The 25,160-nt window shown below is 40.4% G+C and carries 21 protein-coding genes; 12 read left to right on the top strand and 9 right to left on the bottom strand.

Features of this window, described 5'->3' with window-relative positions; genetic code table 11:
• Positions 1-93: 93 nt before the first annotated feature.
• The 5 genes from acnB (at position 94) to lysC (ending at position 5,665) form a co-directional block, all read left to right on the top strand.
• Positions 94-2,706, top strand: coding sequence for a bifunctional aconitate hydratase 2/2-methylisocitrate dehydratase (acnB, locus tag AB6T38_RS17910; protein WP_372548602.1), 2,613 nt, complete (start codon positions 94-96; stop codon positions 2,704-2,706).
• Between the two features lie 290 nt (positions 2,707-2,996).
• Positions 2,997-3,218, top strand: a complete 222-nt coding sequence (locus AB6T38_RS17905; protein ID WP_372548601.1) for a hypothetical protein — start codon at positions 2,997-2,999, stop codon at positions 3,216-3,218.
• Complete coding sequence (locus tag AB6T38_RS17900) at positions 3,203-3,655, top strand: DUF192 domain-containing protein (protein ID WP_372548600.1); 453 nt, start codon at positions 3,203-3,205, stop codon at positions 3,653-3,655. Before AB6T38_RS17905 ends, AB6T38_RS17900 begins: the two co-directional genes overlap by 16 nt.
• A gap of 56 nt (positions 3,656-3,711) precedes the next feature.
• A complete protein-coding gene (locus tag AB6T38_RS17895; protein ID WP_372548599.1) occupies positions 3,712-4,095 on the top strand; it encodes a GFA family protein in 384 nt (127 codons plus the stop codon).
• Positions 4,096-4,312: 217 nt separating this feature from the next.
• A complete protein-coding gene (gene lysC, locus AB6T38_RS17890) occupies positions 4,313-5,665 on the top strand; it encodes a lysine-sensitive aspartokinase 3 (RefSeq protein WP_372548598.1) in 1,353 nt (450 codons plus the stop codon).
• Positions 5,666-5,751: 86 nt separating this feature from the next.
• On the opposite strand, the gene AB6T38_RS17885 is transcribed toward lysC, so the two are convergent.
• The 7 genes from AB6T38_RS17885 to AB6T38_RS17855 all read right to left on the bottom strand — a co-directional run bounded on the left by AB6T38_RS17885 (position 5,752) and on the right by AB6T38_RS17855 (position 14,750).
• Complete coding sequence (locus tag AB6T38_RS17885; protein ID WP_372548597.1) at positions 5,752-7,776, bottom strand: methyl-accepting chemotaxis protein; 2,025 nt, start codon at positions 7,774-7,776, stop codon at positions 5,752-5,754.
• A gap of 371 nt (positions 7,777-8,147) precedes the next feature.
• Positions 8,148-8,972: a symmetrical bis(5'-nucleosyl)-tetraphosphatase gene (locus AB6T38_RS17880; protein WP_372548596.1), complete on the bottom strand. Its 825-nt coding sequence runs from the start codon at positions 8,970-8,972 to the stop codon at positions 8,148-8,150.
• A 27-nt stretch (positions 8,973-8,999) separates the two neighbouring features.
• Complete coding sequence (apaG, locus tag AB6T38_RS17875) at positions 9,000-9,377, bottom strand: Co2+/Mg2+ efflux protein ApaG (RefSeq protein ID WP_372548595.1); 378 nt, start codon at positions 9,375-9,377, stop codon at positions 9,000-9,002.
• A gap of 5 nt (positions 9,378-9,382) precedes the next feature.
• Entirely contained in the window at positions 9,383-10,186 is an 804-nt protein-coding gene (gene rsmA / locus AB6T38_RS17870) for a 16S rRNA (adenine(1518)-N(6)/adenine(1519)-N(6))-dimethyltransferase RsmA (RefSeq protein WP_372548594.1), read from the bottom strand.
• A complete protein-coding gene (pdxA, locus tag AB6T38_RS17865; protein ID WP_372548593.1) occupies positions 10,183-11,163 on the bottom strand; it encodes a 4-hydroxythreonine-4-phosphate dehydrogenase PdxA in 981 nt (326 codons plus the stop codon). Before pdxA ends, rsmA begins: the two co-directional genes overlap by 4 nt.
• Position 11,164: 1 nt before the next feature.
• Entirely contained in the window at positions 11,165-12,466 is a 1,302-nt protein-coding gene (surA, locus tag AB6T38_RS17860) for a peptidylprolyl isomerase SurA (protein ID WP_372548592.1), read from the bottom strand.
• Between the two features lie 61 nt (positions 12,467-12,527).
• Positions 12,528-14,750 (bottom strand): LPS-assembly protein LptD, encoded by a 2,223-nt coding sequence (locus AB6T38_RS17855; RefSeq protein WP_372548591.1) that lies wholly within the window; start codon positions 14,748-14,750, stop codon positions 12,528-12,530.
• A gap of 177 nt (positions 14,751-14,927) precedes the next feature.
• On the opposite strand from AB6T38_RS17855, the gene AB6T38_RS17850 reads away from it, so the two are divergent.
• The 7 genes from AB6T38_RS17850 to recJ all read left to right on the top strand — a co-directional run bounded on the left by AB6T38_RS17850 (position 14,928) and on the right by recJ (position 23,941).
• The gene (locus AB6T38_RS17850; protein WP_372548590.1) at positions 14,928-15,929 is read left to right on the top strand and encodes an aminoglycoside phosphotransferase family protein; all 1,002 of its coding nucleotides are present in this window, start codon (positions 14,928-14,930) and stop codon (positions 15,927-15,929) included.
• A complete protein-coding gene (gene murU, locus AB6T38_RS17845) occupies positions 15,926-16,603 on the top strand; it encodes an N-acetylmuramate alpha-1-phosphate uridylyltransferase MurU (protein ID WP_372548589.1) in 678 nt (225 codons plus the stop codon). Before AB6T38_RS17850 ends, murU begins: the two co-directional genes overlap by 4 nt.
• 2 nt (positions 16,604-16,605) lie before the next feature.
• Positions 16,606-17,454, top strand: coding sequence for a co-chaperone DjlA (gene djlA, locus AB6T38_RS17840; protein ID WP_372548588.1), 849 nt, complete (start codon positions 16,606-16,608; stop codon positions 17,452-17,454).
• A 1-nt stretch (position 17,455) separates the two neighbouring features.
• Positions 17,456-20,146, top strand: a complete 2,691-nt coding sequence (locus AB6T38_RS17835; RefSeq protein ID WP_372548587.1) for an SEL1-like repeat protein — start codon at positions 17,456-17,458, stop codon at positions 20,144-20,146.
• A 21-nt stretch (positions 20,147-20,167) separates the two neighbouring features.
• Positions 20,168-21,073 (top strand): site-specific tyrosine recombinase XerD, encoded by a 906-nt coding sequence (gene xerD, locus AB6T38_RS17830; RefSeq protein WP_372548586.1) that lies wholly within the window; start codon positions 20,168-20,170, stop codon positions 21,071-21,073.
• 225 nt (positions 21,074-21,298) lie between these two features.
• Positions 21,299-22,132: a bifunctional protein-disulfide isomerase/oxidoreductase DsbC gene (gene dsbC, locus AB6T38_RS17825; protein WP_372548585.1), complete on the top strand. Its 834-nt coding sequence runs from the start codon at positions 21,299-21,301 to the stop codon at positions 22,130-22,132.
• 81 nt (positions 22,133-22,213) lie between these two features.
• Positions 22,214-23,941: a single-stranded-DNA-specific exonuclease RecJ gene (gene recJ, locus AB6T38_RS17820; RefSeq protein WP_372548584.1), complete on the top strand. Its 1,728-nt coding sequence runs from the start codon at positions 22,214-22,216 to the stop codon at positions 23,939-23,941.
• Here the strand turns inward: recJ and yacG are convergent.
• Both yacG and zapD read right to left on the bottom strand, forming a co-directional pair.
• Entirely contained in the window at positions 23,931-24,164 is a 234-nt protein-coding gene (gene yacG, locus AB6T38_RS17815; protein WP_372548583.1) for a DNA gyrase inhibitor YacG, read from the bottom strand. The two genes, recJ and yacG, sit on opposite strands and share 11 nt — an antisense overlap.
• Before the next feature lie 15 nt (positions 24,165-24,179).
• Complete coding sequence (zapD, locus tag AB6T38_RS17810; RefSeq protein WP_372548582.1) at positions 24,180-24,932, bottom strand: cell division protein ZapD; 753 nt, start codon at positions 24,930-24,932, stop codon at positions 24,180-24,182.
• Between the last annotated feature and the right edge of the window lie 228 nt (positions 24,933-25,160).

Raw genomic sequence — 25,160 nt, 5'->3', positions numbered from 1 at the left:
TAAATAATCGTTGTGAATAATTCAATTTTTCAACGTTTGCATTTATACTATCACCAACATTTCTCTGTATTCATAATTCAAAAGGACCAAAAAGTGTTAGAAGCTTATCGTAAACACGTAGAAGAGCGTGCCGCTGAGGGTATCCCCGCTAAACCATTAAATGCAGAACAAGTCGCTGGTTTAGTCGAGTTGTTGAAAAATCCTCCTGCTGGCGAAGAAGAGTTCTTGTTAGAGTTATTATCTGAACGAGTCCCTCCTGGTGTTGATGAAGCCGCTTATGTAAAAGCTGGTTTTCTAGCTGCTATCGTAAATGATGAAGCTACTTCTCCACTTATATCAAAAGATGCTGCCATCCAATTACTTGGTAATATGCACGGTGGTTATAACATCGTAACTTTAGTTGAGGCCTTAGATAATGAAGATTTAGCTGAATTGGCCGCTGAAGAATTGAAGCATACTTTGCTGATGTTTGATGCCTTCCATGATGTTGAAGAAAAAGCGAAAGCGGGTAACAAGTACGCTAAAGACGTTTTGCAATCTTGGGCTGATGCCGAATGGTTCACATCGCGTCCAGATCTACCTGAAAAAATCACTTATTCAGTATTCAAAGTTACCGGTGAAACTAACACCGATGACTTGTCTCCAGCACCTGATGCATGGTCACGTCCTGATATTCCTCTACATGCTCGTGCTGCTTATAAAATGACTCGTGATGGTCTAACGCCTGAAGTACATGGTGAAATAGGTCCACTTAAACAAATTGAAGAAGTGAAAGCTAAAGGTCACCCTGTTGCTTTCGTTGGTGATGTTGTCGGTACAGGTTCTTCTCGTAAGTCTGCTACTAACTCAGTACTTTGGTTCTTTGGTGAAGACTTACCAGGTGTTCCAAATAAACGTGGTGGTGGTGTGTGTATTGGCGGTAAAGTTGCGCCAATCTTCTTCAACACTATGGAAGATGCCGGTGCACTAGTTTTTGAAGCTGATGTTGACAAAATGAACATGGGCGACGTTATCGACATCTATCCACTAGAAGGTCGTATTACCAACGCAGAAACTGGTGAAGAGCTTGCCAAGTACGAATATAAGTCTGACGTATTGTTAGATGAAGTGCGTGCTGGTGGCCGTATTAACCTAATCATCGGTCGTGGTTTAACAGAAAAAGCCCGTGAATCTCTTGGTCTTGGCGCGTCAGACTTATTCCGTAAGCCAGTTCAACCAACTGATACTGGTAAAGGTTATACCCTTGCACAGAAAATGGTAGGAAAAGCATGTGGTGTTGATGGGATTCGTCCTGGCACCTATTGTGAACCTAAAATGACCACTGTTGGCTCTCAAGATACCACTGGTCCTATGACCCGTGATGAACTTAAAGATTTGGCTTGTTTAGGTTTCTCTGCAGATTTGACTATGCAGTCTTTCTGTCACACTGCGGCTTATCCTAAGCCAGTAGATATCGACACCCAGCACACTTTGCCTGATTTCATGATGAATCGTGGTGGTGTATCACTTCGTCCTGGTGACGGTATCATTCACTCTTGGTTAAACCGTATGTTATTGCCTGATACTGTAGGTACTGGTGGTGATTCACATACTCGTTTCCCTATGGGTATTTCATTCCCAGCAGGTTCTGGTTTGGTTGCTTTTGCAGCTGCAACAGGAGTTATGCCTCTAGATATGCCAGAGTCTGTATTGGTGCGTTTTAAGGGTAAAATGAAACCTGGTATCACCCTACGTGACCTAGTTCATGCGATTCCTTTGTACGCTATCAAGCAAGGTCTACTGACTGTAGCTAAGAAAGGTAAAGTAAACGCTTTCTCTGGTCGTATTCTTGAAATTGAAGGTCTTGACGGATTGACAGTTGAACAAGCTTTTGAATTGTCTGATGCTTCTGCAGAACGTTCTGCCGCAGGTTGTACAATCAAGTTGTCAGAAGAGTCCATTGCTGAGTACTTAACGTCTAACATCACTATGTTACGTTGGATGATCAACGAAGGTTACGGCGATCCTCGTACTCTTGAGCGCCGTGCACGTAAGATGGAAGAGTGGTTAGCAAATCCAGAGCTTATGGAAGCTGACAAAGACGCTGAATACGTTGAAACCATTGAAATCGATCTTGATGAAATTAATGAGCCAATTCTATGTTGCCCGAACGATCCTGATGATGCTAAAACATTATCTGACGTGGCGGGTGAGAAAATTGATGAAGTCTTCATCGGTTCTTGTATGACTAACATTGGTCACTTCCGTGCCGCGGGTAAACTACTTGAGCAATACAATAAAACTTTGCCTACTCGTTTGTGGATTTCTCCTCCAACGAAGATGGACAAAGCGGTATTGATGGATGAAGGTTATTACAACATCTATGGTCGTGTAGGCGTACGTACAGAAATGCCAGGTTGTTCATTATGTATGGGTAACCAAGCACGAGTACTGGCTAATTCAACAGTATTATCAACATCGACTCGTAATTTCCCTAACCGTTTAGGTGATGGCGCTGACGTTTATTTATGTTCTGCTGAGCTTGCTGCTGTAGGGGCTATTGTTGGCCGCATTCCTACAACTGCTGAGTACATGGAATATGCGAATAAGATTGAGTCTATGTCTGGTGATGTATTCCGCTACTTAAACTTCGACCGTATAGAAGAGTTTAAGCAAGCAGAAGATGCAGCGAAAGATAAGATCATTCCAGCACTGAATATCGCATAAGTAAATTCGACTTAGGTATTCATTGCCCGATTAAGCTTTTGCATTAAAAAGTAAAGTTTAAAGGAATAGTAAAACCGAACGTAATCTTTGATTCGTTCGGTTTTTTTTATGCATACTGGGAGTGCAAAAGGTGCACTGATTTCTGAGTGTTTATTAAGCAAGCTTAATTTATTATCCTCAGGATTGAGATGTCAATTTAAGCACTGTTGTCATGTCTAAGAGCAGGGAACTAATTCCCACAGTGACGCTCCTATATTACTAATTTAGATCAAAAAGTTTAGGAAAGGCTAATGAAGATATTTTCGTTGATGCTAGTTTTAGCGTGCTTAGGTGCTTGTACCGCCAGTTCAACTAAAGAGTTTTTGGGAAATGCCGCTGCTAATGCTGCCGATACTCAGATAGGATATAATCAACAACAATGTTTTACGGTCAAAAGTCAGTGTGTCCAGGGATACTATGAGACCTGGCAAACAAGCGATGGCGTTGAAGGGTGCTCATGCAAAAAATTATAGCTAAAAATATATATGCGACAGCCTTGTTCTTTGGTCTGTCACTATTATCTACCGTAAGCAATGCTTTAGAGTTTGAAAAAGCTAAGGTAAAAATTAATGAAATTGAATTGACGGTGGAATATGCAAAATCCTTTGAGCAGCGGGCCAGAGGGTTAATGTATCGAAAAGAACTGTGCAACAGCTGTGGTATGTTATTTAATTTTTCTCGCCCTCGTATTGGCGGTATGTGGATGAAAAATACTTTTATTCCTCTTGATGTTGCCTACATTGATGAACAAGGAGTGATAACCGACATACTAGGGATGCAACCCCATGACTTAACCTCCATCAATTCTTCAACTGAGGTGCTGTACGCGTTAGAAATGAACTTAGGCTGGTTTGCAAAGCACAACGTGAAAGTTGGTGACGTTGTAAATGTTAAGATACCGAACAAATAGAAAGAGAAGTTTATAAACTTATAGTTTTATGGCAAAAATAGTTGAGGGATATATCGGTGATATACAAGGGTAGTTGTCATTGTAAAGCGGTTCAATTTGAAGTGAAATCCGGCGAGCATGTCGAAGTTGAGGATTGCAATTGTTCGGTGTGCAGTAAGTTCGGTTTTTTGCATTTAATCGTCCCCAAACAGCACTTTAGATTAATTTCTGGCGAACAGTTTTTAACTGAATATAGATTCAATACTGGCGTTGCTAAACACACCTTTTGCAAAGTCTGTGGGGCAAAACCATTTTATATTCCCCGTTCTAATCCAGATGGTGTCGACGTCAATGTACGTTGTTTAGATACTAAACCGGCTAACATTACTATTGTCCTTTTTGATGGGCAAAATTGGGAAGATAACGCCGCTAAACTTGCCCACAAAAGCAAATTAGACTAATGCTTCGGGGTAATCGACCTAAACGAGGTTTTCACTGATTACTACTAAATTTAAGGGTAAATAATGTTTTTGAATGTTTATATGGAAATGCTAAATAACTATTCATTTTAAAAATGCATATTCAATGCAAAACAAATCAAAGAAAATTGTAATTTATTGCTTTTAAATATGTTTATATCTGGTAGTTTACTGCGACTATTATCAAAGAGGATCAAGCGTGACAATTCCTGACCTTAATATCGCCAAGTTTGGTGGTACAAGTGTGGCAAATTATGCTGCAATGCAAAACTGCGCAAAGATAATCGCGGCTAACCCATCTACTCGTGTGGTGGTGGTGAGTGCATCTGCTGGAGTAACCAATCATTTGGTTAACCTTGCTAATACAGCATTAACTCATGCCCAAATAACGGAAACCATTGAGCAGATTAAAATCATTGAAAATGGAATTGTCGCAGAACTTGCTAAACCTGAGCAAGTCACCGAAAAATTGCAGTCTTTGTTTGAAGCAATGGAAAAAGTAGCTTATCACGAAGAGTTGTTGCACCGAGATGACTTGAAAGACAAATTATTATCTTTCGGCGAGCGAATGTCATCTTTGCTTATTGCTGAAGTGCTAAAAGAGCAAGGGGTAAAAGCCGAGAACTTTGATGCTCGCAACGTGCTACGCACTAATTCGGTATTTGGTGAGGCAGTTCCACAAATCGATGAAGTTAAATCCTTGGTAAGCCAAGTGATGAAATCAGAGCTATCGCAAAAAGTCTATGTTACTCAAGGTTTCATTGGCGCTGATGAACAAGGTAGAACAACTACTTTGGGACGGGGTGGCAGTGACTTTAGCGCGGCATTACTAGCTGAAGCTTTGGATGCAGTGAGTTGTGAAATATGGACTGACGTAGTCGGTGTGTTCACTACAGATCCTCGTATCACCGATGCAGCTCGACCGCTTCCAGAATTGAGCTTCGATGAAGCTGCCGAAATGGCAAACTTTGGCGCAAAGGTACTGCATCCTGCGACTATGGAGCCGGCCCTACGTAAAAATATTAAGGTGTTTGTAGGCTCAAGCAAAGAGCCAGAAAAAGGCGGTACTTGGATTGTAAGAGATTGCGACAATGAACCGCCTTACCGAGCGATTACCCGTCGCAAACAACAGGTTATGGTAACCGTTAAAACACCTAAAATGATGCATGCACAAGGGTTTTTGCAGCAGGTGTTTACGATCATCGCTAAACATAGTTTAAGTGTCGACTTGGTCACCACCTCTGAAATAGCAGTATCATTTACCCTAGATAACCCCACCAATTCTATGGCAGAAAAGCTTAATCGTGAAACCCTTGATGAATTGCGAGATTTTTGTGAAGTGGTGGTCGAGAGTGACTATGATTTGGTCACTGTTGTTGGCAACAATATGCATAGTGCAGCAGGGGTTTCAGCAAAAATATTTTCGTCAGTCAGAGACTATAACTTACGTATGATTTGTTATGGGGCTAACCCACACAATATGTCATTCCTAGTGCATCAGGATGACAGTACTGAAATTGTCAAAGAGCTACACCGTTCGCTTTTCGAATAATCTAAGTAGGCTCACTAAGTCACCCAAAAAAAACGCTGCTTATAAGCAGCGTTTTTGTTTTTCCTAATTTTGTAGTTTAGCCTAATTTAGACTCTAAATTGTTGAATAGAAGCTTGAAGCTCTTCTGCTAAACGAGCGACTTCTACACTTGAATCTGCGGTTTGTTGTGCACCCGTCGAGGTTTCTTCTGCAATGCCGACAATATTCTCAAGCTTTTCACTGATCTCTTGAGATACCACATTTTGTTCTCTCGCTGATTGTTCAATTTGGCTACTAACATCATGGGCTCTATGCACAGCTTCAGTAATCAAATCCAAGGCTTGAGTGGCTTTTTCGGTTTCTTCTACGCACACGGTAGTCTGCTCTTTTCCTTGATTCATCACCATCACAGCTTTTTCCGCGCCAGCTTGCAGCATTTCAATCATGTCATTAATTTCTTGGGTCGACTTTTGCGTCCGGCTGGCAAGGGTTCGCACCTCATCGGCTACTACGGCAAAGCCTCGACCGTGTTCACCGGCTCTTGCAGCCTCTATGGCGGCGTTAAGGGCTAATAGGTTAGTTTGGTCAGCTACGCCACGTATCACGTCCAAAATCCCGCCAATACTGGCGCTATCTTGATGAAGTTTATTAATTACATTCGCCGCGTCGTCTACATCCACTGCCAGCTTTTCAATGGTCATTTTATTATTTAACGAGATCCCTTTTACTTTTTCCGCTTCTTTATCTGCGTGACGGATTTGGTTTAGAGTATCTTCTGCGCTTTGGGTGACCATTTGCGAAGTACTGTGCATTTCAGTGGTTGCAGTTGCCACTTGGGCAACTTGAGACTTCTGATTCTGAATGGAATGGGTTGTTTGTGCGGTTACCGTTGACGTTTGCTCAGATGCCGCTGCCAATTGAGATGCTCGTGTACTTATTCCGCTTATTAAGGTTTTAAGACTTTCGATAAGATTATTAACACTGGTGGCCAGCTCGCCAAATTCATCATCAGAGCTGTCATCTAACTTGCGTGTTAAATCACCTGAAGAGACAACATGTAAAACTTCATTGACTTTTCTAAGGGGCACCGTTATTGCCCTTACACTTGCCCAGGCTATCCATGCAGCTAATACTGCTGAGACGATGGTTAACACGATAATGACGGTAGTGCCTAAAGATACACGATTCGCTACCTGTTCTTTCATGGCGTTAGTTTTTTCTTCGGCGACCTGCAGCAATGCATTTAATTCTGCAATGGCTTGTTGGATATTTTCTTCAGATGCTGCTAATGCTTCTGCTGAAATTATTTGATTGTTTAAACGGGTTACTTGTGTATTTAATAGTCCATCTGATGCAGTAACCGAGCTAATGACAGAACTCACGAGATTGGTGATTTCTTGCATAGTGCCGCTGTCATCTCGTGAGCCAACCAATGACTGCATGTCCGCTAACTGTTCTGAAATTTGACCGATAATCAACTCAACTTCGTTACCAATAGTACCTGCTCGAACTAAGTTTTCTGTTTTAATGTAGTCAGCACTAACAGTTAAAAGAGACAGTAATGTGGATTCTAAAGTGCTGCCAATTTCAGCCGCTTTACTTAACTGGGCGTCGCTTTGTACGCTATCCAAATCTGCAAAATCTAAAAGCAGCGTAGAAGAGTCATCTGAATTGTCTTCAACGTTTTCAACAATATCCGCTAGTCGCGCCCCTTCATCTAAGTAGGCTTTTCGTTTTTCGAACATATTAGTCACGTTGTCATTGTATTGCTGATAAATGCCTTCTACATTCTTCAAGGCTTGACTGAAAGTCGGGTCTTTACTGACTTTACTTTTGATCATCGTCACTTCACTTTTGAAGTTTGATTCACTTGCTAGTAGATTTTCCAACTGACTATTTAAAGCATCCGAGTCTGTTTCATAAAAACCTGCAACCGTCAGCCTTCCCATATTTAAAAATGATATTTTAAGTTGATTACTAGCATTAAGCGTGGGGATTGCTAGTGTATTAACTTCATCAGTTGCAGAGTTAATGGAGTTAAAATTCAATAGCGAAGAAACACCTATTACCAGCAGTAGAACAGAAATAACGGTAAAACCACCTATTACTCTTAATGCGACTGATATTTTCATTTAGATATTCCTCTGGTTTAGTGATCTTATTATTATTATATTTGCGAAGATCAAACTTTTAACAATACGGTTTTAAGTGTGTCAAACTTTGCCATAAAAGTCATAAATAAAGTGACTTAACTGTGAAATCAGTCTAACACTGGTTTTCAGTAAACATAATGACTAAATGAATTGATACGTACATAAAACGATTAATAAGTATAAATCCCCAATGATAATTAGCGACCTTACTTTAACTAACCCGCAACCATTTGGAAAGTCAGAAATCAGTTACGTAACATCTTATAACACACTGAATTAATTAATAAATTAGATTCTATTTAAATTATCGACATTTGACGCTGATCCTTTAGAAAGGAAGAAGGGAAGTATTAAGCGAGTTGCTTACTATTATTTTGAACGCTAATTCGGCTTTCACTTTCAATACAATATAAGGTCATGGTATGTCCCCAAACATAACCGGTGTCCAACGCAACATATTGATTGGAATGGGTTTTTCCCATTAACGTTGCCCAGTGACCAAATACAATGCGCTGATGCTTATTGATGTTGTCATTCTTAATAGTAAACCAAGGATTTAAATTACTATTGAGTTTATTAGGTGCGCATTTTGTTTCAAATTCCAAAATAGATGACTTTTTGAGATAACGCATGCGGGTAAACGCATTGATGATAAAGCGTAATCGATCTGTATCTTTCAGTTCTTCTTCCCAACGGTCTGGTTTAGAGCCATACATGGAAGACAACAAGCTTAAATGTTTGGGGCCGGCAAGAATAGTGCTAACTTCATCACTTAAACCTAGTGCTTTTTCAAAGGACCAGTGTGGGTATAAGCCCGCATGACTAAGCAGAGTATCTTTGTTGATACGCAATGCTAAAGGCTTACTTCTTAACCAATTTGCGAGTTCTTCTGCGTGTGGGGACTGTATAAGAGGCTCTAAAAAGTCGCTCCGTTTAGCTTTCTTTAATTTTCCAAATATGGCAAGAAAATGTAAGTCGTGATTGCCTAACACGGTTTCAAATGCGCTACCTAGGGACTTAAGGAATAGTAGGGTGTCGAGGGAATCAGGGCCTCTGGCCACAAGATCGCCCACCGCCCATAATTTATCTCGGCTGGGATCAAATTGTACTTTGTCTAGCAGTTGCCGAAGACCGGCGTAGCAACCTTGGATATCACCCACTACATAATTAGACATATAATTTGCGCAATGCTTGTTTAACGGTTAATTAAGAACATTTGTATCGGCTAACCTAAAAACTTCAATAGGCACTTTAAGCAATTCATCATTTTTATCACAGCTAAATTCATAGTGGCCCTGCATCGTCCCCACAGGAGTGTCCAATATGGCGCCGCTGGTATACTGAAAAGATTCACCGGGTTTAATTAAAGGTTGCTCTCCAACCACACCTTTACCTGAAACTTCGGATTTGTCGCCATTTCCATCGGTAATTAGCCAATAACGATTGAGTAGGGTGACCTCACCTTGACTGTTATTGGTGATTGTTATTTTGTACGCAAATGCATATTTTTCCTCGCTTTCTGGAAATCTATCTTCCAGATATTGAGTTTGCACATCGATACAAATATCGTTAGTGTCCATAATCTTTAAGCTCCTTGTTGAGAGAGGAAGTTAGCTACAATTGCGAAATCTGCAAGACTCAGATTTTCTGCTCTTAATTCAGGGTTAATCCCTAAATCTTCAAGCTGTTTTTCTTCAATCAACTTTTTTAAGCTATTGCGAATGGTTTTTCTGCGTTGATTAAACGCTTGGGCGCAGACTTGATTCAACATTTTCTGTTCAATCACTTCAACTGGTTTTTTGTCATGGGGTAATAATCTCACTACAGCAGAATCCACTTTAGGCGGAGGGTTAAACGCCCCTGGTGGTACATGCAGAACGGGTATCACTTGGCAGTGATATTGAGCCATAACGGATAATCTACCGTAATTCTTTTCGCCTGCTTTAGCGGCTAACCTATTTACCACTTCTTTTTGCAGCATAAAATGCATATCTTTGATTTTATTAGCAAAAGAGAATAAGTGGAACATTAAAGGGGTTGATATGTTGTAAGGCAAGTTGCCAAATACACGCAATGGGTTTTGCTCATCACACAACTGGGAAAAATCGTATTTTAATGCGTCAGCTTCTATTACATTTAATTTTTTCGAAATGAACGGGTGAGATTTCAGTCGATTCGCTAAGTCTCGGTCTAATTCGACTACGTTTAATTTGCTTATGTGCTCACATACTGGTTCAGTCAAAGCCGCTAAGCCAGGACCTATTTCAACTAAATTCTCGCCGTCAACAGGGTGAATAGCCGAGACAATTTGATCAATAATATATGCATCGTGAAGGAAGTTTTGACCAAAGCGTTTACGTGCTGTGTGACCTAAATGTTGTTTACTCATATGCTTTTTACTGCCAATTTTAGCGCGTCATTAATGGCACATTCGAAGCTTCCTGGATTGGCTTCACCTGTTCCCGCTAAATCTAATGCGGTTCCGTGGTCGACCGATGTGCGAATAAAGGGAAGGCCTAAAGTGGTGTTGACCGACTGACCAAACCCTTTGTATTTTAAAACCGGTAACCCTTGGTCATGGAACATAGTAAGAATGACGTCAGCTTGCTGCATATACTTTTCTTGAAACATGGTGTCTGCTGGCAGAGGACCGGTGATTTTCAGCCCTTGTTCACGTAATTCCTCTAGTGCAGGAATTATGATATCAATTTCTTCTCGCCCTAAATGCCCATCCTCACCGGCATGAGGGTTTAATCCACATACAAAAATGTGCGGAGTGGGGATCCCAAACTTAAGTTTCATATCGGTATGCACTATGTGCAGCACCTTGTGTAACCTTTCGCGAGTTATGGCTTTTGCCACATAAGCTAAGGGGATATGAGTAGTGGCTAAAACCACTCGCAAGCCTTCTGTGGATAACATCATCACCACGTCTTGGGTGTTTGATTGACTGGCAAAATATTCCGTATGTCCACTAAAGGAAATACCCGCTTTGTTGATAATGCCTTTATTCACCGGGCCGGTAACTACTGCATCAAACTCTTGATTCATATTTTTAGCGCAAGCTTGACGTAACGTTTCCACAACGTATAAGCCATTTTTGGCATCAAGTTGACCCGCAACCACTTTAACTTTCGCCGGAATATCGATGATATAAAGCTGTCCAGGCTCTTGTACTTGAGCAACTCCATTTTCGTAATCAAGCAGAGTTAAAGGCAGGCCAAGCATCTCTGCCCGTTCAGCTAACATGCTACGGTCAGCAAATACAACTAGTTGGGCATCCCACTGTTTTTGCGCTAATTGAATAATAAGGTCAGGCCCAACTCCTGCTGGTTCACCTGGCGTGATTGCTATTTTAAAGGGCAATTTAACTTCCTAATTCAGAAGAGGAGTCTAACACCTCGATATAAGCTGCATCGCGCATTTCTCTTAACCAAGCATCGGTTTCTTCAGTAAATTTACGATTGAAAATAAGCTGATAGGCTTTGTCTTCTTTGCGTTTGTCGGTGGCATCGTCAACTCGCTTGCCGATCATTTGCACTAAATGCCAGCCGTGTGAAGAGCGAAAAGGTTGACCGATTTCATCAGCTTCTAGATTCGCTAAGGCATCTTTGAACGCGGGAACATAGATATTCGGATCATTCCAGCCCAACTCACCACCTTTGATTGCTGAACCTGGATCTGCAGAGTGCTCTTTAGCAAGATCTTCAAATGTGGCTTCACCGGCGACGATTTGTTTACGGAATTCTTCTAGTTTCTCTTTTGCTTTTTCATCGCTTAAGATCACTGACGGTTTGATAAGTATATGCCTAGCATTCACTTCCTGTACTTTGACAACCTCAACACCACGTAAATCTTTGACTTTTAGAATATGGAAACCAGCGCCACTGCGTATCGGTCCAACGACTTCATCTTTGTCTTTATCTTGCACAGCCTCTGCAAACAGAGTCGGCATGGAGTTGATATTCATCCAACCTAAATCACCACCTTCCAGTGCTTTAGAGCCAGAAGATGAGGCTATGGCTATTCGTGTGAAATCAGATCCATTGTTAAGTAATTCTAATACTTTGTCGGCAGTTGATTTTGCTTTAGCAATATCCTCATCGGTAGGTTGCGGCGGAAAACCAATCAATATATGTCCTAAGTTGTATTCTGCTTGTTTCGCGCCTTGCTCATCAATTAACTTCACTAAGTTTTCTATTTCCTGAGGCGTGATATAAACCCTTCTACGAACATTGGCTCGTCTTACTTCTTGGGTGATTAGCTCTTTACGAATATCTTCACGGTAGACTTCAAAAGGGATACCGTCTCGGGCGATAGCCGCTCTAAATTGGTCCATAGGTAAATTATTGTTTGCGGCAATACCTGCAATCGTCTGGTCAAGTTGAGGATCGCTAATTTGTATCCCCATTTTTTGAGCCATTTGAGTTTGTAGATTATCAGTGACTAATTTTTCAATTGCCTGTGTGCGCAAAGCACGATCTGAAGGTAAAGTTTGATTATTGGTTTCAGCATTACGTTTCACTTGTTCAACCAAGGCTTTTATTTCACTTTCTAAAATGACTCCCTGATCAACTATGACGGCTACTTTATCTAACGAAACCTGTTGCGCCACACTTTGAAAGGTAAGAAGTGTGGTTAAAGCTATAGCGACGACTAATAATTTCATGTTTATTACTTTTACTCAAAACGTTGTGGAAATGTCCTTAATTAGGACATTATATCTGTTATTAATTTATCAGGTAAGATTGGCGGTAACCAAAAAGACCATCTTCGAGCATATCTCGGCGGCTCGTTCTTGCTTCGCCACCAGTAAATTTAAAGCTAAATTTCAAATTAACACTGGTCTCAAATTCCTGCGTGTCTGGTAAACCAGAATCATCATATCGGTTGCTTAAGTACCGCTGACCAACAATGCTAATTGCCCAACAACAAGACTCGTACTGGATACCCGTATAGGTTTCGATGGTACGTTGGGTGTTTAAATCTTTATACCACCTACCGACCCAATGCCAATTATCTGCCAGAGGCCAACTTGCGGTTAATCCCATTTGATCAATTTTTTCGCCCGATAAATTCCGCACAAATCTGTGGTTCAATTGGAATATTTTATCTTCACTCAATTGATATTCCAATGAAATACTGCTGCGCTCTACTTTATCAGTTTTAGTAGCAATCTGTATTTCTGAGTGAGCAAACCATTTACTGCCTATTTGCCAATCTAATTCAGAGGCTAAGGCAGATTGATCTTCATCTTTACTCGCTGCGACGACTCGGTTTTCCTTGAGATAGAAAATTTGACCTAAACTAAGGGCAAATTGTTCCCGACTATTTTCATCTAATATTCTGGTGGTTAAACCAACGGTTACCTGATTGTTATCGCTAATTCTGTCTAAACCAGTAAATTCTTGACCTCGAAACAAACCATTGAAGTCATTTAGAAGACGAGTTGTGTCGTAAAGCCCTATATCGTTTTGGTCATCGTAACTAGTGTACAAGTACTGAATTTTCGGCTCCAATGTTTGTCTGAGTTCATTATCAAACCACTGAATATCTTTTTCAAAATGCAAAGCACCGAATATACGCCCTTGTGCTAAGGAGCGATTGGCACGCTCAGTTAGTGACGTATCTTCGATATTATCTTGACGATAATAGGTATTTAATAGCGTAGCTTCTGCTAAAAACTCACCCCAATGAGCGCGCAATGGCAATGCCACACTCGGGGCTATATGAAATCGAGTTGCCTTGGGTAAATCTGCTTGTTTATTTTCAAAATAAGCGAGTTCTGAGTTAAATCGAAACTCTAATCCGGCAAACATATCTGCTTGATAATTCAGTTTCAACTCTGGTAGAGCACGATAATTGGTTGGATGATCACCGATAACCTCAAAATCTTTGATGCTAAGCGAAAAATCCAAGCTATCACTGTAATAATTCAGTGCCATAGTTTGATACAAGTGAGTGTCTGCGCGATTATAAAAATCCGAGCCGAAGTCAACAATATAGTTGTCGTCACTTAAGGCATTGTAATCAATGTTTAAGTTCCAATTTTCGCCAATGCTGGTGGAATTCAACAATCTATAAAAGTATCTGGCATCACCGTCACTGGTACTTTTATCGTTATCCAAATACTCTATATTGATTTGTCCGTCGTTTTGTTCAGTTAGATAGCGAAATTCTGTTTTTAACATCACACCTAGATCAGTCATAACCCGAGGTGAAAATGTGGCATCGTAATTTTCCGCTATATTCCAGTAAAACGGTTGTTCGTAATCTAACCCTGTTGTGCTTGAAGTGGTAATCTCGGGGAATAACAAACCTGTTTGCCGCTGATCTGATACGGGAAAGACAAAGTACGGTAGATAAAAAACTGGAATATCTTTCAAATAGAAAACTGTGTTGACCGCTTCACCCCATAAAGCATCTTCTTCAATCTTAATGCTGCTAGCATTTATCTTCCAATCTTCATCACCTTCAGGGCAAGTCGAGTAACTCACGTCAGTTAACTCGATGCCTACTTGCTCATCAATATCTATTACACCAGCAGCGCCTCTTCCACCGAATTGACGTAAATGATATTCGGTATTACTCATGGATAATTGGCCGGAAGTTGTATTCAATCGAACATCGCTACTTTGCACTACCATCAAATTATCGTTATAACTAACATCACCTGTGGCTTTTAATTCCGTATTGTCTTTATCGATAGTGGCATTGTCAGCCAAAATCCGGGCTTTTTCGTTATCAATAACGATATCGCCTTCAAAGGTCGCATAACGATTTTGCTGGATTTCAGCGCGATTAGCTTTGACTCTAATTTGGTCGGCTGATATAGATTGGTCAGCAATAAACTCTTCTGTATTAATTTTACAAGAAGAAATGGGCTGAACTTGAGCCGCAACACTCCCAACAGTGCAGGTTAGGAGTAAAGAAGTGATTTGGTTAATTTGCATACAGGGTCTAAGTTAAATTGCCATGTAGAGGTCGATAATCGACATTAAAAGTGTAAATTTTAAGTGCTTGAACACGATTTACTAATAAACTTCCCAAAAAATACACCACAATGGATTTCCTTTGATCTATTATGCTCTCGCAATGGCTATATTTATACCACAAATATGAGGTAAAAAGTGACACAAATAGTGCAAATTGAGCAGGCATTGTTAGAATGGATAAATTCTTCTACCGCGTTTAAATGCCAGAAAATAGAAATGATTTTTGGCGATGCGAGTTTTCGTCGCTATTTTCGATTTAGGGATGAATTAACTCATACCTCAATTATTGCGGTAGACGCGCCACCAGAATTCGAAGATAGCTGCAAATTTGTCAATCTTGCTAATGCCTATTTCCAACATCAAGTCATAGTACCAAAAGTGCTCGCCCATAATCCCAAACTGGGTTTTTATTGCTTACAAGATTTTGGCGATATGCAATTTAGCCAAGGGCTAAATTTGGATACGATGCACCACCTGTATACTCAAGCGCTTAATCAAATTCCCGCCATTCAATCTTGTATGGTGTCAAACGGTCAACCTTTACCGCTTTACGATGATGAATTGTTAGCAAAAGAAAAGTACATTTTTACCCACTGGTTAATCGAGGTGCATTTAAACATCAAGCTAACAAAAAGCCAACTGGATACTGTAGAAAAATCCTACGAATTTTTACATCGAACATTCAAATCTCAACCTCAAGTCGGTGTGCATCGAGATTTTCATAGTCGCAACTTGATGTTGTTAGCCAATGGCGATATTGGCGTGATTGATTTTCAAGATGCGGTAATTGGCCCAATTACCTACGATGCGGTATCGTTATTAAGAGATTGCTATCAGAAGTGGCCTAGTGAACAAGTAGATGAATTATTACGTCAATTCCATCAACGTTTTTATGGACAATATCCATGGCAAGATTTCTTATGCTGGTTTGATTTGAGCGGAATGCAAAGGCACCTCAAAGCAAGCGGAATATTTTGTCGACTCTTTCATCGAGATGGTAAAAGCGATTATTTAACCCATATATCTCGCACCTTAGATTATATTCTTGAAGTTGGTAAAAAATATTTGGAGTTAACGGAGTTGGTTGCCCTAATAGACAATATAGTTAAACCAAAATTATTGGAGTTATCTAAATGAAAGTCGCTATGATTTTAGCCGCAGGCAGAGGTGAACGTATGCGACCTCTGACAGATACGACTCCCAAACCATTGTTGAAGGTTAAAGGTAAAACCTTAATCGAGTTACATCTGGAAAAGCTAGCTTCTGCCGGTTTTGAGCATGTGGTCATTAATCATGCGTGGTTGGGTGAACAAATTGAAGCCTATCTGGGGAATGGTTCACAGTTTAATTTGCAGATTCACTATTCTGCTGAACCTGCCGCATTGGAAACTGCAGGGGGAATCGTCAATGCATTGCCGTTAATTAAACGATGTTTGCATGAACAAGGTTGTTTTACGGTGATAAATGGAGACGTTTTTTCAAATTTTGAGTTTAGTTGTCTACCCAGTCAGTTAAATGGCAGCCTGGGCCATTTGGTTTTAGTCAATAACCCCCCACATAACCTAAAGGGCGACTTTAATTTAACTGGAAACACAGTTGTGCGTCAGCCACCTAATCAATTCACTTTTAGCGGAATAGCTGTTTATGATGTGAATTTGTTCGCTAACCTAGAAGGGCGAAAATCACCGTTGGCACCGCTGCTTTTTGATTTAGCAGATAAAAACCAACTTACTGGTCAGCTTCATCCTGGCATTTGGTTTGATATAGGTACGCCGCAACGTTTAGATGAAATTAATAATATGGAAGGGTAACAATGCCGATTTGGGGAAGAGTGTTAGGGACTGTTTTTGGGTTTATGTTCCGAGGCCCGATAGGAGCGTTGATTGGATTTATCATCGGTCATTTTTTCGATAAAGGATATAGTCGTGATTTTAATCAAATGGGCGGGTTCAGTCGATTTTTTACCAGTCAAGATGAGCTAAAATCTCAAGCGATATTTTTCCACGCGCTTTTTTCCTTGATGGGGCACATCGCCAAAGCTGACGGCCAAGTTACCGATTCCGAAATACGCATGGCTACAGCTTTGATGGATCAAATGAATCTGCAAGGAGATACTCGCAAAGAAGCTCAGCAAGCATTTCGTGAAGGCAAAGCCAATGACTTTCCGATGGATGAGGTTTTGCGTGAATTTAAAGCCTCTTGTCATGGTCGACGTGATGTCCTACAGGTGTTCTTAGAAATCCTAATTCAAGCGGCTTTTGTGGATGGGAAATTAGATAAAAAAGAACAACGATTATTGGAAAATGCTGCTCGTCACTTGGGATTCAAAGAGCATGAGTTTTTATATTTGCTTTCCATGTATGAAGCTGAAATTCGCTTCCGTACCGGTAACTCAGGCGGTAATCGTAGTCGCTCCCACTCGCAACAATCCCATTATTCGCAGCAGCAATCATTAGCCGATGCCTATAAGATTTTAGGGGTTAATCAAAACGATGACAGTCGCACAATCAAAAAGGCATATCGTAAGCTAATGACGGAATACCACCCCGATAAGTTGGTGTCTAAAGGTCTACCTAAACAGGCCATTGAAATAGCAAAAAATAAAGCCCAAGATATACAGTCGGCGTATGATTTGATTAAACAAGTCAAAGGGTTCAAATGATATGAGACCAAATAGGGTGTGTTTGTTGCGAGTCCTAACTTCTATCTTGGTAATTGGTGTAGGACTGGCAGGGTGTGCAACAACGGCAACACAACCTGCAAAAGATATTAGCCCACCCATGGTCTTGGATTTTGACACCACGAATATGAGTGAGGATAAAAAATACTGGTTACAGCAAATAAACCAATTTTTTATAGCGGATGTTAAATCTGTTATTGAACCTTACAATCAACAATTGGAGCGTTTAAAGTCTTGGCCAGAAGAGGATTTTTGTAGTAAACAGCACCAACGGGCTATCGAAGATACGCTAGCGCTAAATAATACTAGCTTAGTGGCTTATCGAATGGCTCTACATTGCGCCGAAAGCTCAACAAACGACGAACTAGGTATGCAACTTAGGTCTAAAATTGACCTTATTTCAACTCTGTTATTGCAATCTGGAAACGGTAAAACTCCCCAACAAGCGATTACGATTCGAGAGCTTTATGAAGCGCAAATCATCTTTAATTGGGTGGGAATCAGAGTTTTTGATATGGAAATGGTTCGTTTAGGGAATCAAGTTGTATTCAAAGTACATGCAATGGACAGTATCACTTCTAAATACTCAGTTTATTATGTGGAAAACACCGAGTTTTTTGCCCGCCAACAAAATCTACTTATCCCGCAAAATGGAAAAAGTAAGCAGTTAGCTAAAATACAAATGGAAAACCGTTTCCAGACGGGCAGCATAGCGGCGTTTCTTTGGCAATTTAACACTTGGTTAAAGAATGATCATCCAGAGTTGGTTATCCAGTCATTGGAAAACGCTGAGAATTTAGGGGCGGTAGCGTCTGTTGCATTAGCTAATGCTTATTTGCACCAACAAAATAATAATGAGTTCGAATTTAGAATGGATGATTTGCTCACCTATTCAGAAAATGGATTTATTAATGCCAGTGCCGCTCTTGGACAGTATATGTTATCCACCCAAGACCCTTTTGAAGCTGAGGAAGCTGCACACTTATACCAGTATAATGTAAAAACTTTAGGGGCTGAAGAGGCGACTAACACTTGGTTGGAGGGGTTTTTAAATCAACCCAATAAAAGTTCACCGTTCGATTTGTTATTAGCTAATTTATCTGAAGAATATTTTTCATATTGGCGCACTGCTATTAATAATTACAATACAACCTTTGGCTTGATCACGCCCTTAGTTAACCAAAAACTTAGCTATTTACTGCAACGTTTAGGTGAAAAATATCCACGCGCAAAATTAGATTACGCGCATATTTTATTAAACGGAAGATGGAACAATCAACAAGATAGTGACGCAGGATTGGCAATAATAGAGGAATTGGCGCAGCAAGGTTATGCAAAAGCTCAGCTAGATTATGGGATCTTATACACCTTTTCTCACTTTGGTATCAACAAAGATAGAAAAAAGGCGGTCTATTGGTATCAACAAGCTGCACAACAAGGAGAGCCCAACGCTCTGTATAATCTCGCTCTTGCTTATCGTTTTGGCCGAGGAGTCAATCGCGATTTGTCACAAGCTGTAAACTATTTTCAACAATCTCTAGATGCTGGTTTTCAATTAGCCGGTTGTAGATTAGGAGATTTGTATGGTGATGAAGTCGAAAAGCGGAATTACGATTTAGCGGTTAAATTCTATGAGCAAGTAATAGATGACCCCCAAAGTAGCGCTAAAGAAATAGCCAGTTGCGCTTATGGCTTAGCATTTATTGAAATCGACCATTACAACAATGTGCCTCTAGGTATTCAACGTTTTAAACAAGCCGCTCAGTTAGGGGATAAAGATGCCCTGTTTGAATTAGGTGTTATTTATCGTGCAGGTAAACTCGTTGAAAAAAACATACGGCAATCAATCGCCTATTATGTGCAAGCGGTAAATAAAGGCAGTTTTCGAGCTGCTGCGAATTTAGGTTACTTTTACGAACATGGAGAAGGAGTACCCGTTGATTTAGAAAGGGCTGTTAACTTTTATCAATTTTCTGCTCGAGGCGGTAACTCCACAGGACAAAACAACTACGCTACTGCTTTACGCTATGGTAACGGGGTAGAAAAAGACCTTGAAAGCGCAATAAGTTGGTACCAGAAAGCAGCCAGCCAAGGCAATGGTTTTGCAGCAGAGAATCTCGCGGATATTTACTATTTAGGTGAGCTCGGCGAGTCAGATTATAAGCTAGCCTGTGATTACTATGAAAAAGCGGTTGAATTCGATTTACACAGTGCTTTGTATGATGTTGGCTACTGTTATTTTTATGGTGAGGGTCGAGAACAGAACATCGATGTTGGGCTGAAGTATCTTCAACAAAGCGCCGCTACCAATAATCAAAGTGCGCTGGTTGAATTAGGCTACATATATGCAAGCGGCGAACTCGTTGAGATTAATCCACAGAAGTCGGAGTCGTATTATATTATTGCCTATGGAATGCAAAATTCTGCTGCCGCTTTTGGACTGGGGCAATTACATGAGACAGATAATGGGCTTAAAAAAGACCCGGTATTGTCCACCGTTTTCTATGAGCAAAGTGCTAAGTGGGGCTCTGTCGAAGGTATGCTTGCGACAGCAAAAGCTTATATGCAAGGGGTTGGTACTAAATCAGATCCTAAGAAGGCTAAAGGCTGGCTTGAAAAGGCGGTAGAAAAAGGTTCAGAAGAAGCCAAACTGATGCTTAAAAACCTACGTTAAATGATGAGTAAGGAGTAGTAAGTGGCAGTACAAAATCATCATCTAACTTTAATTGAAACCTTTATTGATTCTATTTGGATAGAAAAAGGTTTAAGCGAGCACACCCTCAACGCCTATCGTTCAGATTTATTGAAGTTCTGTACCTTTGCTGAAAAGCATTTGGCTAATTTTTCTCTGCAACAATTTGCTAAATCTGATATCGACCAGTATTTAGCCTTTCAATACGACTTAAAAATGTCTGAACGCAGCATCGCTCGTTTTTTAAGTAGTCTGCGCATGTTCAATATTTATCTACTGCAATCAAAGTTGCGAGAAGATGATCCTATCGCACAAATGCGCAACCCTAAGCTACCGCAATCCCTACCTAAAACCCTAAGTGAAGAGCAGGTCGATGATTTACTCAATGCGCCAAACATCGATAACCCAATTGAGTTTAGAGATAAGGCAATGTTGGAAGTACTATATGCCACCGGTCTTCGGGTATCGGAATTAGTGTCTTTGCGTATGGAACAAATGGGATTACAACAAGGGGTTATACGAGTTACCGGTAAAGGTAATAAAGAGCGATTAGTGCCCCTTGGAGAAGAAGCTATTGAATGGTTACTGAGGTTTATTAAGTTAGCACGCGGTAACCTTTTGAAGACAGAATCAGACATCGTTTTTCCAAGTAATCGTGGGGTGATGATGACCAGACAAACGTTTTGGCATCGAATAAAGCATTATGCACTTGTTGCAGGTATTCAAACCCATCTCTCGCCTCATACATTGCGTCATGCCTTTGCTACTCACTTACTGAATCACGGTGCAGATTTAAGAGTTGTGCAAATGTTGTTAGGTCACAGTGATTTATCAACAACACAGATTTATACTCATGTAGCTACACAAAGGCTGCAAATGCTGGTGGAAGAGCATCACCCAAGAGGATAAATTGTCAATCTGTAATCATTGCTTTCCAATTAGACGATATTCGTAAAAAAGGTGCGCATTTATGCATTTGGATGCTTTGCTTAGATTGGATCAAAGTGGCTTTCGTTATAAACTAATGAAAAATTTTGAACACTAAAAATTAACTGTTTAGATGCAATTATTTGTTCATTTCGCAGGTCTACATCTTACAACGTAGTTAATAATGGTTAATTAATAGGAAGGTAAATGAAAAACTGGATAAAACCACCTCTAATTTTGGTGACTTTGTGTGTTGCAGCCGCGTCAACTTACGCAATGATGAAAGATTCACAAAACGCAGCTGATACCCAAGATACCGCTAAAGTGATGGTCAAGCATCAGGCAGAAAATATTCCTAAAAATGAATCGCAGCAAAATACCTCAATGGGCAGTGCTGACTACACTAAGACGAAACAAAAGCTAGAAAATGTGCTCGGGCTTAAAGTCTTTGCTATAGGAGATTCACCTGTACCTAGCTTAGCGCAAGTCTCAACTAATCAAGGTCTATTTTACACCAGCGAAGATGGTAAATACTTGGTAAGTGGCCGAATCTTCAATGTTGATGCGGGAATGCGGAATGAAACTGACATTAAATTGTCAGAACTTCGTTTAGAAGGCGTTTCTGATTTTTCTGATGAAGATGTGATTGAGTTTAAAGCAAAAGATGAAAAGTACGTCATTAATGTTTTCACTGATATTACCTGCGGATACTGCCGAAAACTGCACCGTGAAATAGACGATTACAACGAAAAAGGTATTACAGTTCGCTATTTAGCTTACCCTCGAGGTGGTCTTAATACACAAACTTATTACGATATGGTAGCAGTATGGTGTGCCGATGATAAACAAAGTGCCCTTACCGCAGCAAAAACCGGGGCCGATGTGAATGGCACTACTTGTAGTAATAAAGTCGCAGATGAATATGCATTTGGTACACGAGTAGGTGTAAATGGCACGCCTAACATCATATTACCAGACGGTTCTTTGGTTGGTGGTTACATGCCTGCTGATGCTCTGTTACAGAAATTAAATCAAATCTAAATTATAAAATTGAGGCTCAAAACACCCAGTGTTTTGAGCCTTTCCCAGTGTTACATCTGCCACATCAAACAACGGTATCTTATGCCAGCCAAAATTGTCCGTCGCCAACCTGTCCCTGACTCTCATTTAGCCGATATTTCTCAACCAATAATTCGACAAATTTTTGCAAGTCGAGGAATTGAAGAAGCAAGTCAGTTAGATAAAGGAGCAAGAGCCTTACTGCATTATCAAAACCTTTCTGGTATCGAGGCCGCCGTTGAAGTGCTTAGTGATGCATTGGAAAAGCAGCTTAAAATTATCATTGTTGGTGATTTTGATGCCGATGGCGCAACAAGTACTGCTCTGACTATGCTGTGTTTGGCTAGAATGGGAGCTACTGATCACACTTATCTAGTGCCTAATCGGTTTGATTTTGGCTATGGCTTAAGTCCTGAAATAGTCGACGTCGCCCATCAACAAGGTGCGCAATTAATCATTACCGTAGACAACGGTATCGCTTGTTTTAGTGGAGTGGATAGAGCTAAAGCCCTTGGAATTAAAGTCTTGGTTACCGATCATCATTTGGCAGCAGATCGTCTACCTCAGGCTGATGCAATAGTGAACCCTAATCAACCTGGCTGTGAGTTTTTATCTAAAAACCTCGCTGGGGTAGGGGTCGCGTTTTATTTGATGTTAGCCCTTAGAAATCACCTAAAACAAAAACAATGGTTTGAAAAGCGAGCTATCCCTGAACCAAATTTAGCAGAATTTTTAGATATTGTTGCTTTGGGTACAGTGGCTGATGTTGTACCTTTGGATAGTAATAATCGTGTCTTGGTTTACCAAGGTTTACAGCGTATTCGAAGTGGTAAATGTCGACCCGGTATCAAAGCCTTGGTAGAAGTTGCCGGTAAGAGTTCTGAAAGAATGGTGTCCAGTGATCTAGGTTTTGTTCTTGGTCCACGGCTTAATGCCGCCGGCCGCTTAGACGACATGTCTTTGGGCATCGAATGTTTATTGGCTGCTGATCATGCAAAAGCTCGGCAAATGGCTGTTGAACTTGATTCATTAAACCGCGAACGCAGGGAAATTCAGCAATCGATGCAAGACCAAGCGCTAGCCAGTTTAGAAAGCTTGGAAATTGATGGTGACCAATCAAAAAATGGAATAATTGTTTATCAGTCTGATTTCCACCAAGGCGTTATTGGTATCGTTGCCGGTAAAATCAAAGAAAAATACAATCGCCCAACCATTGCATTTGCTAATCAAGATGACGAAACATTAAAAGGCTCGGCTAGATCTATCCCAGGTCTGCATATTCGTGATTTGCTAGAAGAAATAAACAGTCGCTATCCTGATGTGATTGTTAAGTTTGGTGGTCATGCCATGGCTGCAGGTTTGACAATTTATGCCGACAAGTTCACTGCATTTAAACGTGTTTTTGAGCAAGTTAGCCATGAGTTGTTAAAAGATAAAGACCTAAGCGGGCAGGTATTAAGCGACGGAGAACTTTCCCACCAAGAATTCTCATTGGAATTCGCTCAACAATTAAAAGATTGTGGCCCATGGGGACAAGGTTTTCCTGAGCCGATTTTTGACGGCACCTTTACTCCTGTGGATCAAAAGTTGTTGGGAGGAAAGCACCTCAAATTGATGTTGAAAAGCGAATCAGGCGTATTGGTGGATGCGATAGCATTTAACATAGACCCAAAGCTCTGGCCTAATCACGGTTGTAAACAAATTCAAGTTGCTTACAAGCTAGATATCAATGAGTTTAGGGGGCGCGTAAGTTTACAACTAATGGTAGAAGCGCTGGAGCCTATTCTTTAAAAAAGTCTTGTTGCTGTTGAGCCAAGATGGCTTCTATATCTTCAACATCAGGAAGGGGTTGGTTTTTACCATCACTATTTGGACTATTAGAGGCAATGAACTTTTCTTCATTAGACCATTCACCAAGATCAATGAGCTGACAACGCTTACAACAAAATGGTCGAAATAAGCTGCTTTCATTCCATTCTACTTTTTTAGAACACGTGGGGCAGGACACTAGCATAGCACTATTAGACTCCTAACAACTGGCAATTTTAAATGGAATGGAATCAGTCACTTGGCTACTGCCATTTTCATTTGCAGTAAACAGCATAAATCGAATCGCATAACGGTATTTGTTGCCACTTAACATGGGGTAATAGCCTTCATCAGTGACACTTTGGATTCGAATTAACTCACTCTTATCATCGGCTATCCCTTGATAAAAACCATTTTCAGCAGTGATCCCAGTAAAACGTCCTCTTTCACGTAAAAAAGCTAAGGTAATATCTATGGCTTCATTAATTAAATCGAACTCTTTTAGCCAATTATTAATATCATTGCGGATCAGCTCCAGCGGCTGTTTAATCCAGTAGTGTAAATTTGGCAGGTCAAAACTGCAGGTACCACCTGGAATGGAAAAGCGTTGTCTAATTGAGCTTAGAAATTTATCTTCTTTGAGTGTCGCGCCTATTTTTTTCGAGTGTTTGAGTTGATCTCTAAGACGGAGTATTTTTTGCAGTGCAGCTTGCAGTGCTTCTGAATCAATTTTCGGATGCTGTGACCAATACACTAGGTTTTTTTCGTGAACTTCAATATCTTTTAAAATGTCACTGCGAATATCCAGTCGCTCTAAGAGATCAAGTAGGGTAAATAGAGCCTCAAAAAAGCTCATAAATTGCCAATCTTCTTGGGCTTTTGCGCTTTGTTTGAGTTGAATAAACAACTGTTCAAGACGTAAATAGGTCCTGACTTTTTCGTTTAATGGAAACTCATAAACAGCTAATGACATTAATTATCCTAAAGAATCTATACGCAGACGGAAGACTTATTGTTCTTAAAAAGCAAAATCAAAATAGTTAGAACTGACTATTGAATGATTATTATAAAGGGAACTACACCGCAAAACGCATCAGATTTCAACCCCAAGATAATAAAGTTGTAAATCAAACAACCCTCAAAATTTTAGCAATAGGTGTTTTTAATCTGTAAAGCGGTAGTTAGGAGGACAACATAACAT

Origin of the sequence: Aliiglaciecola sp. SL4 (assembly GCF_041538045.1) — a bacterium.
In the GTDB taxonomy this organism is placed as follows: Bacteria; Pseudomonadota; Gammaproteobacteria; order Enterobacterales; family Alteromonadaceae; genus Aliiglaciecola.
This window is presented reverse-complemented; position numbering and strand designations above follow the sequence as displayed.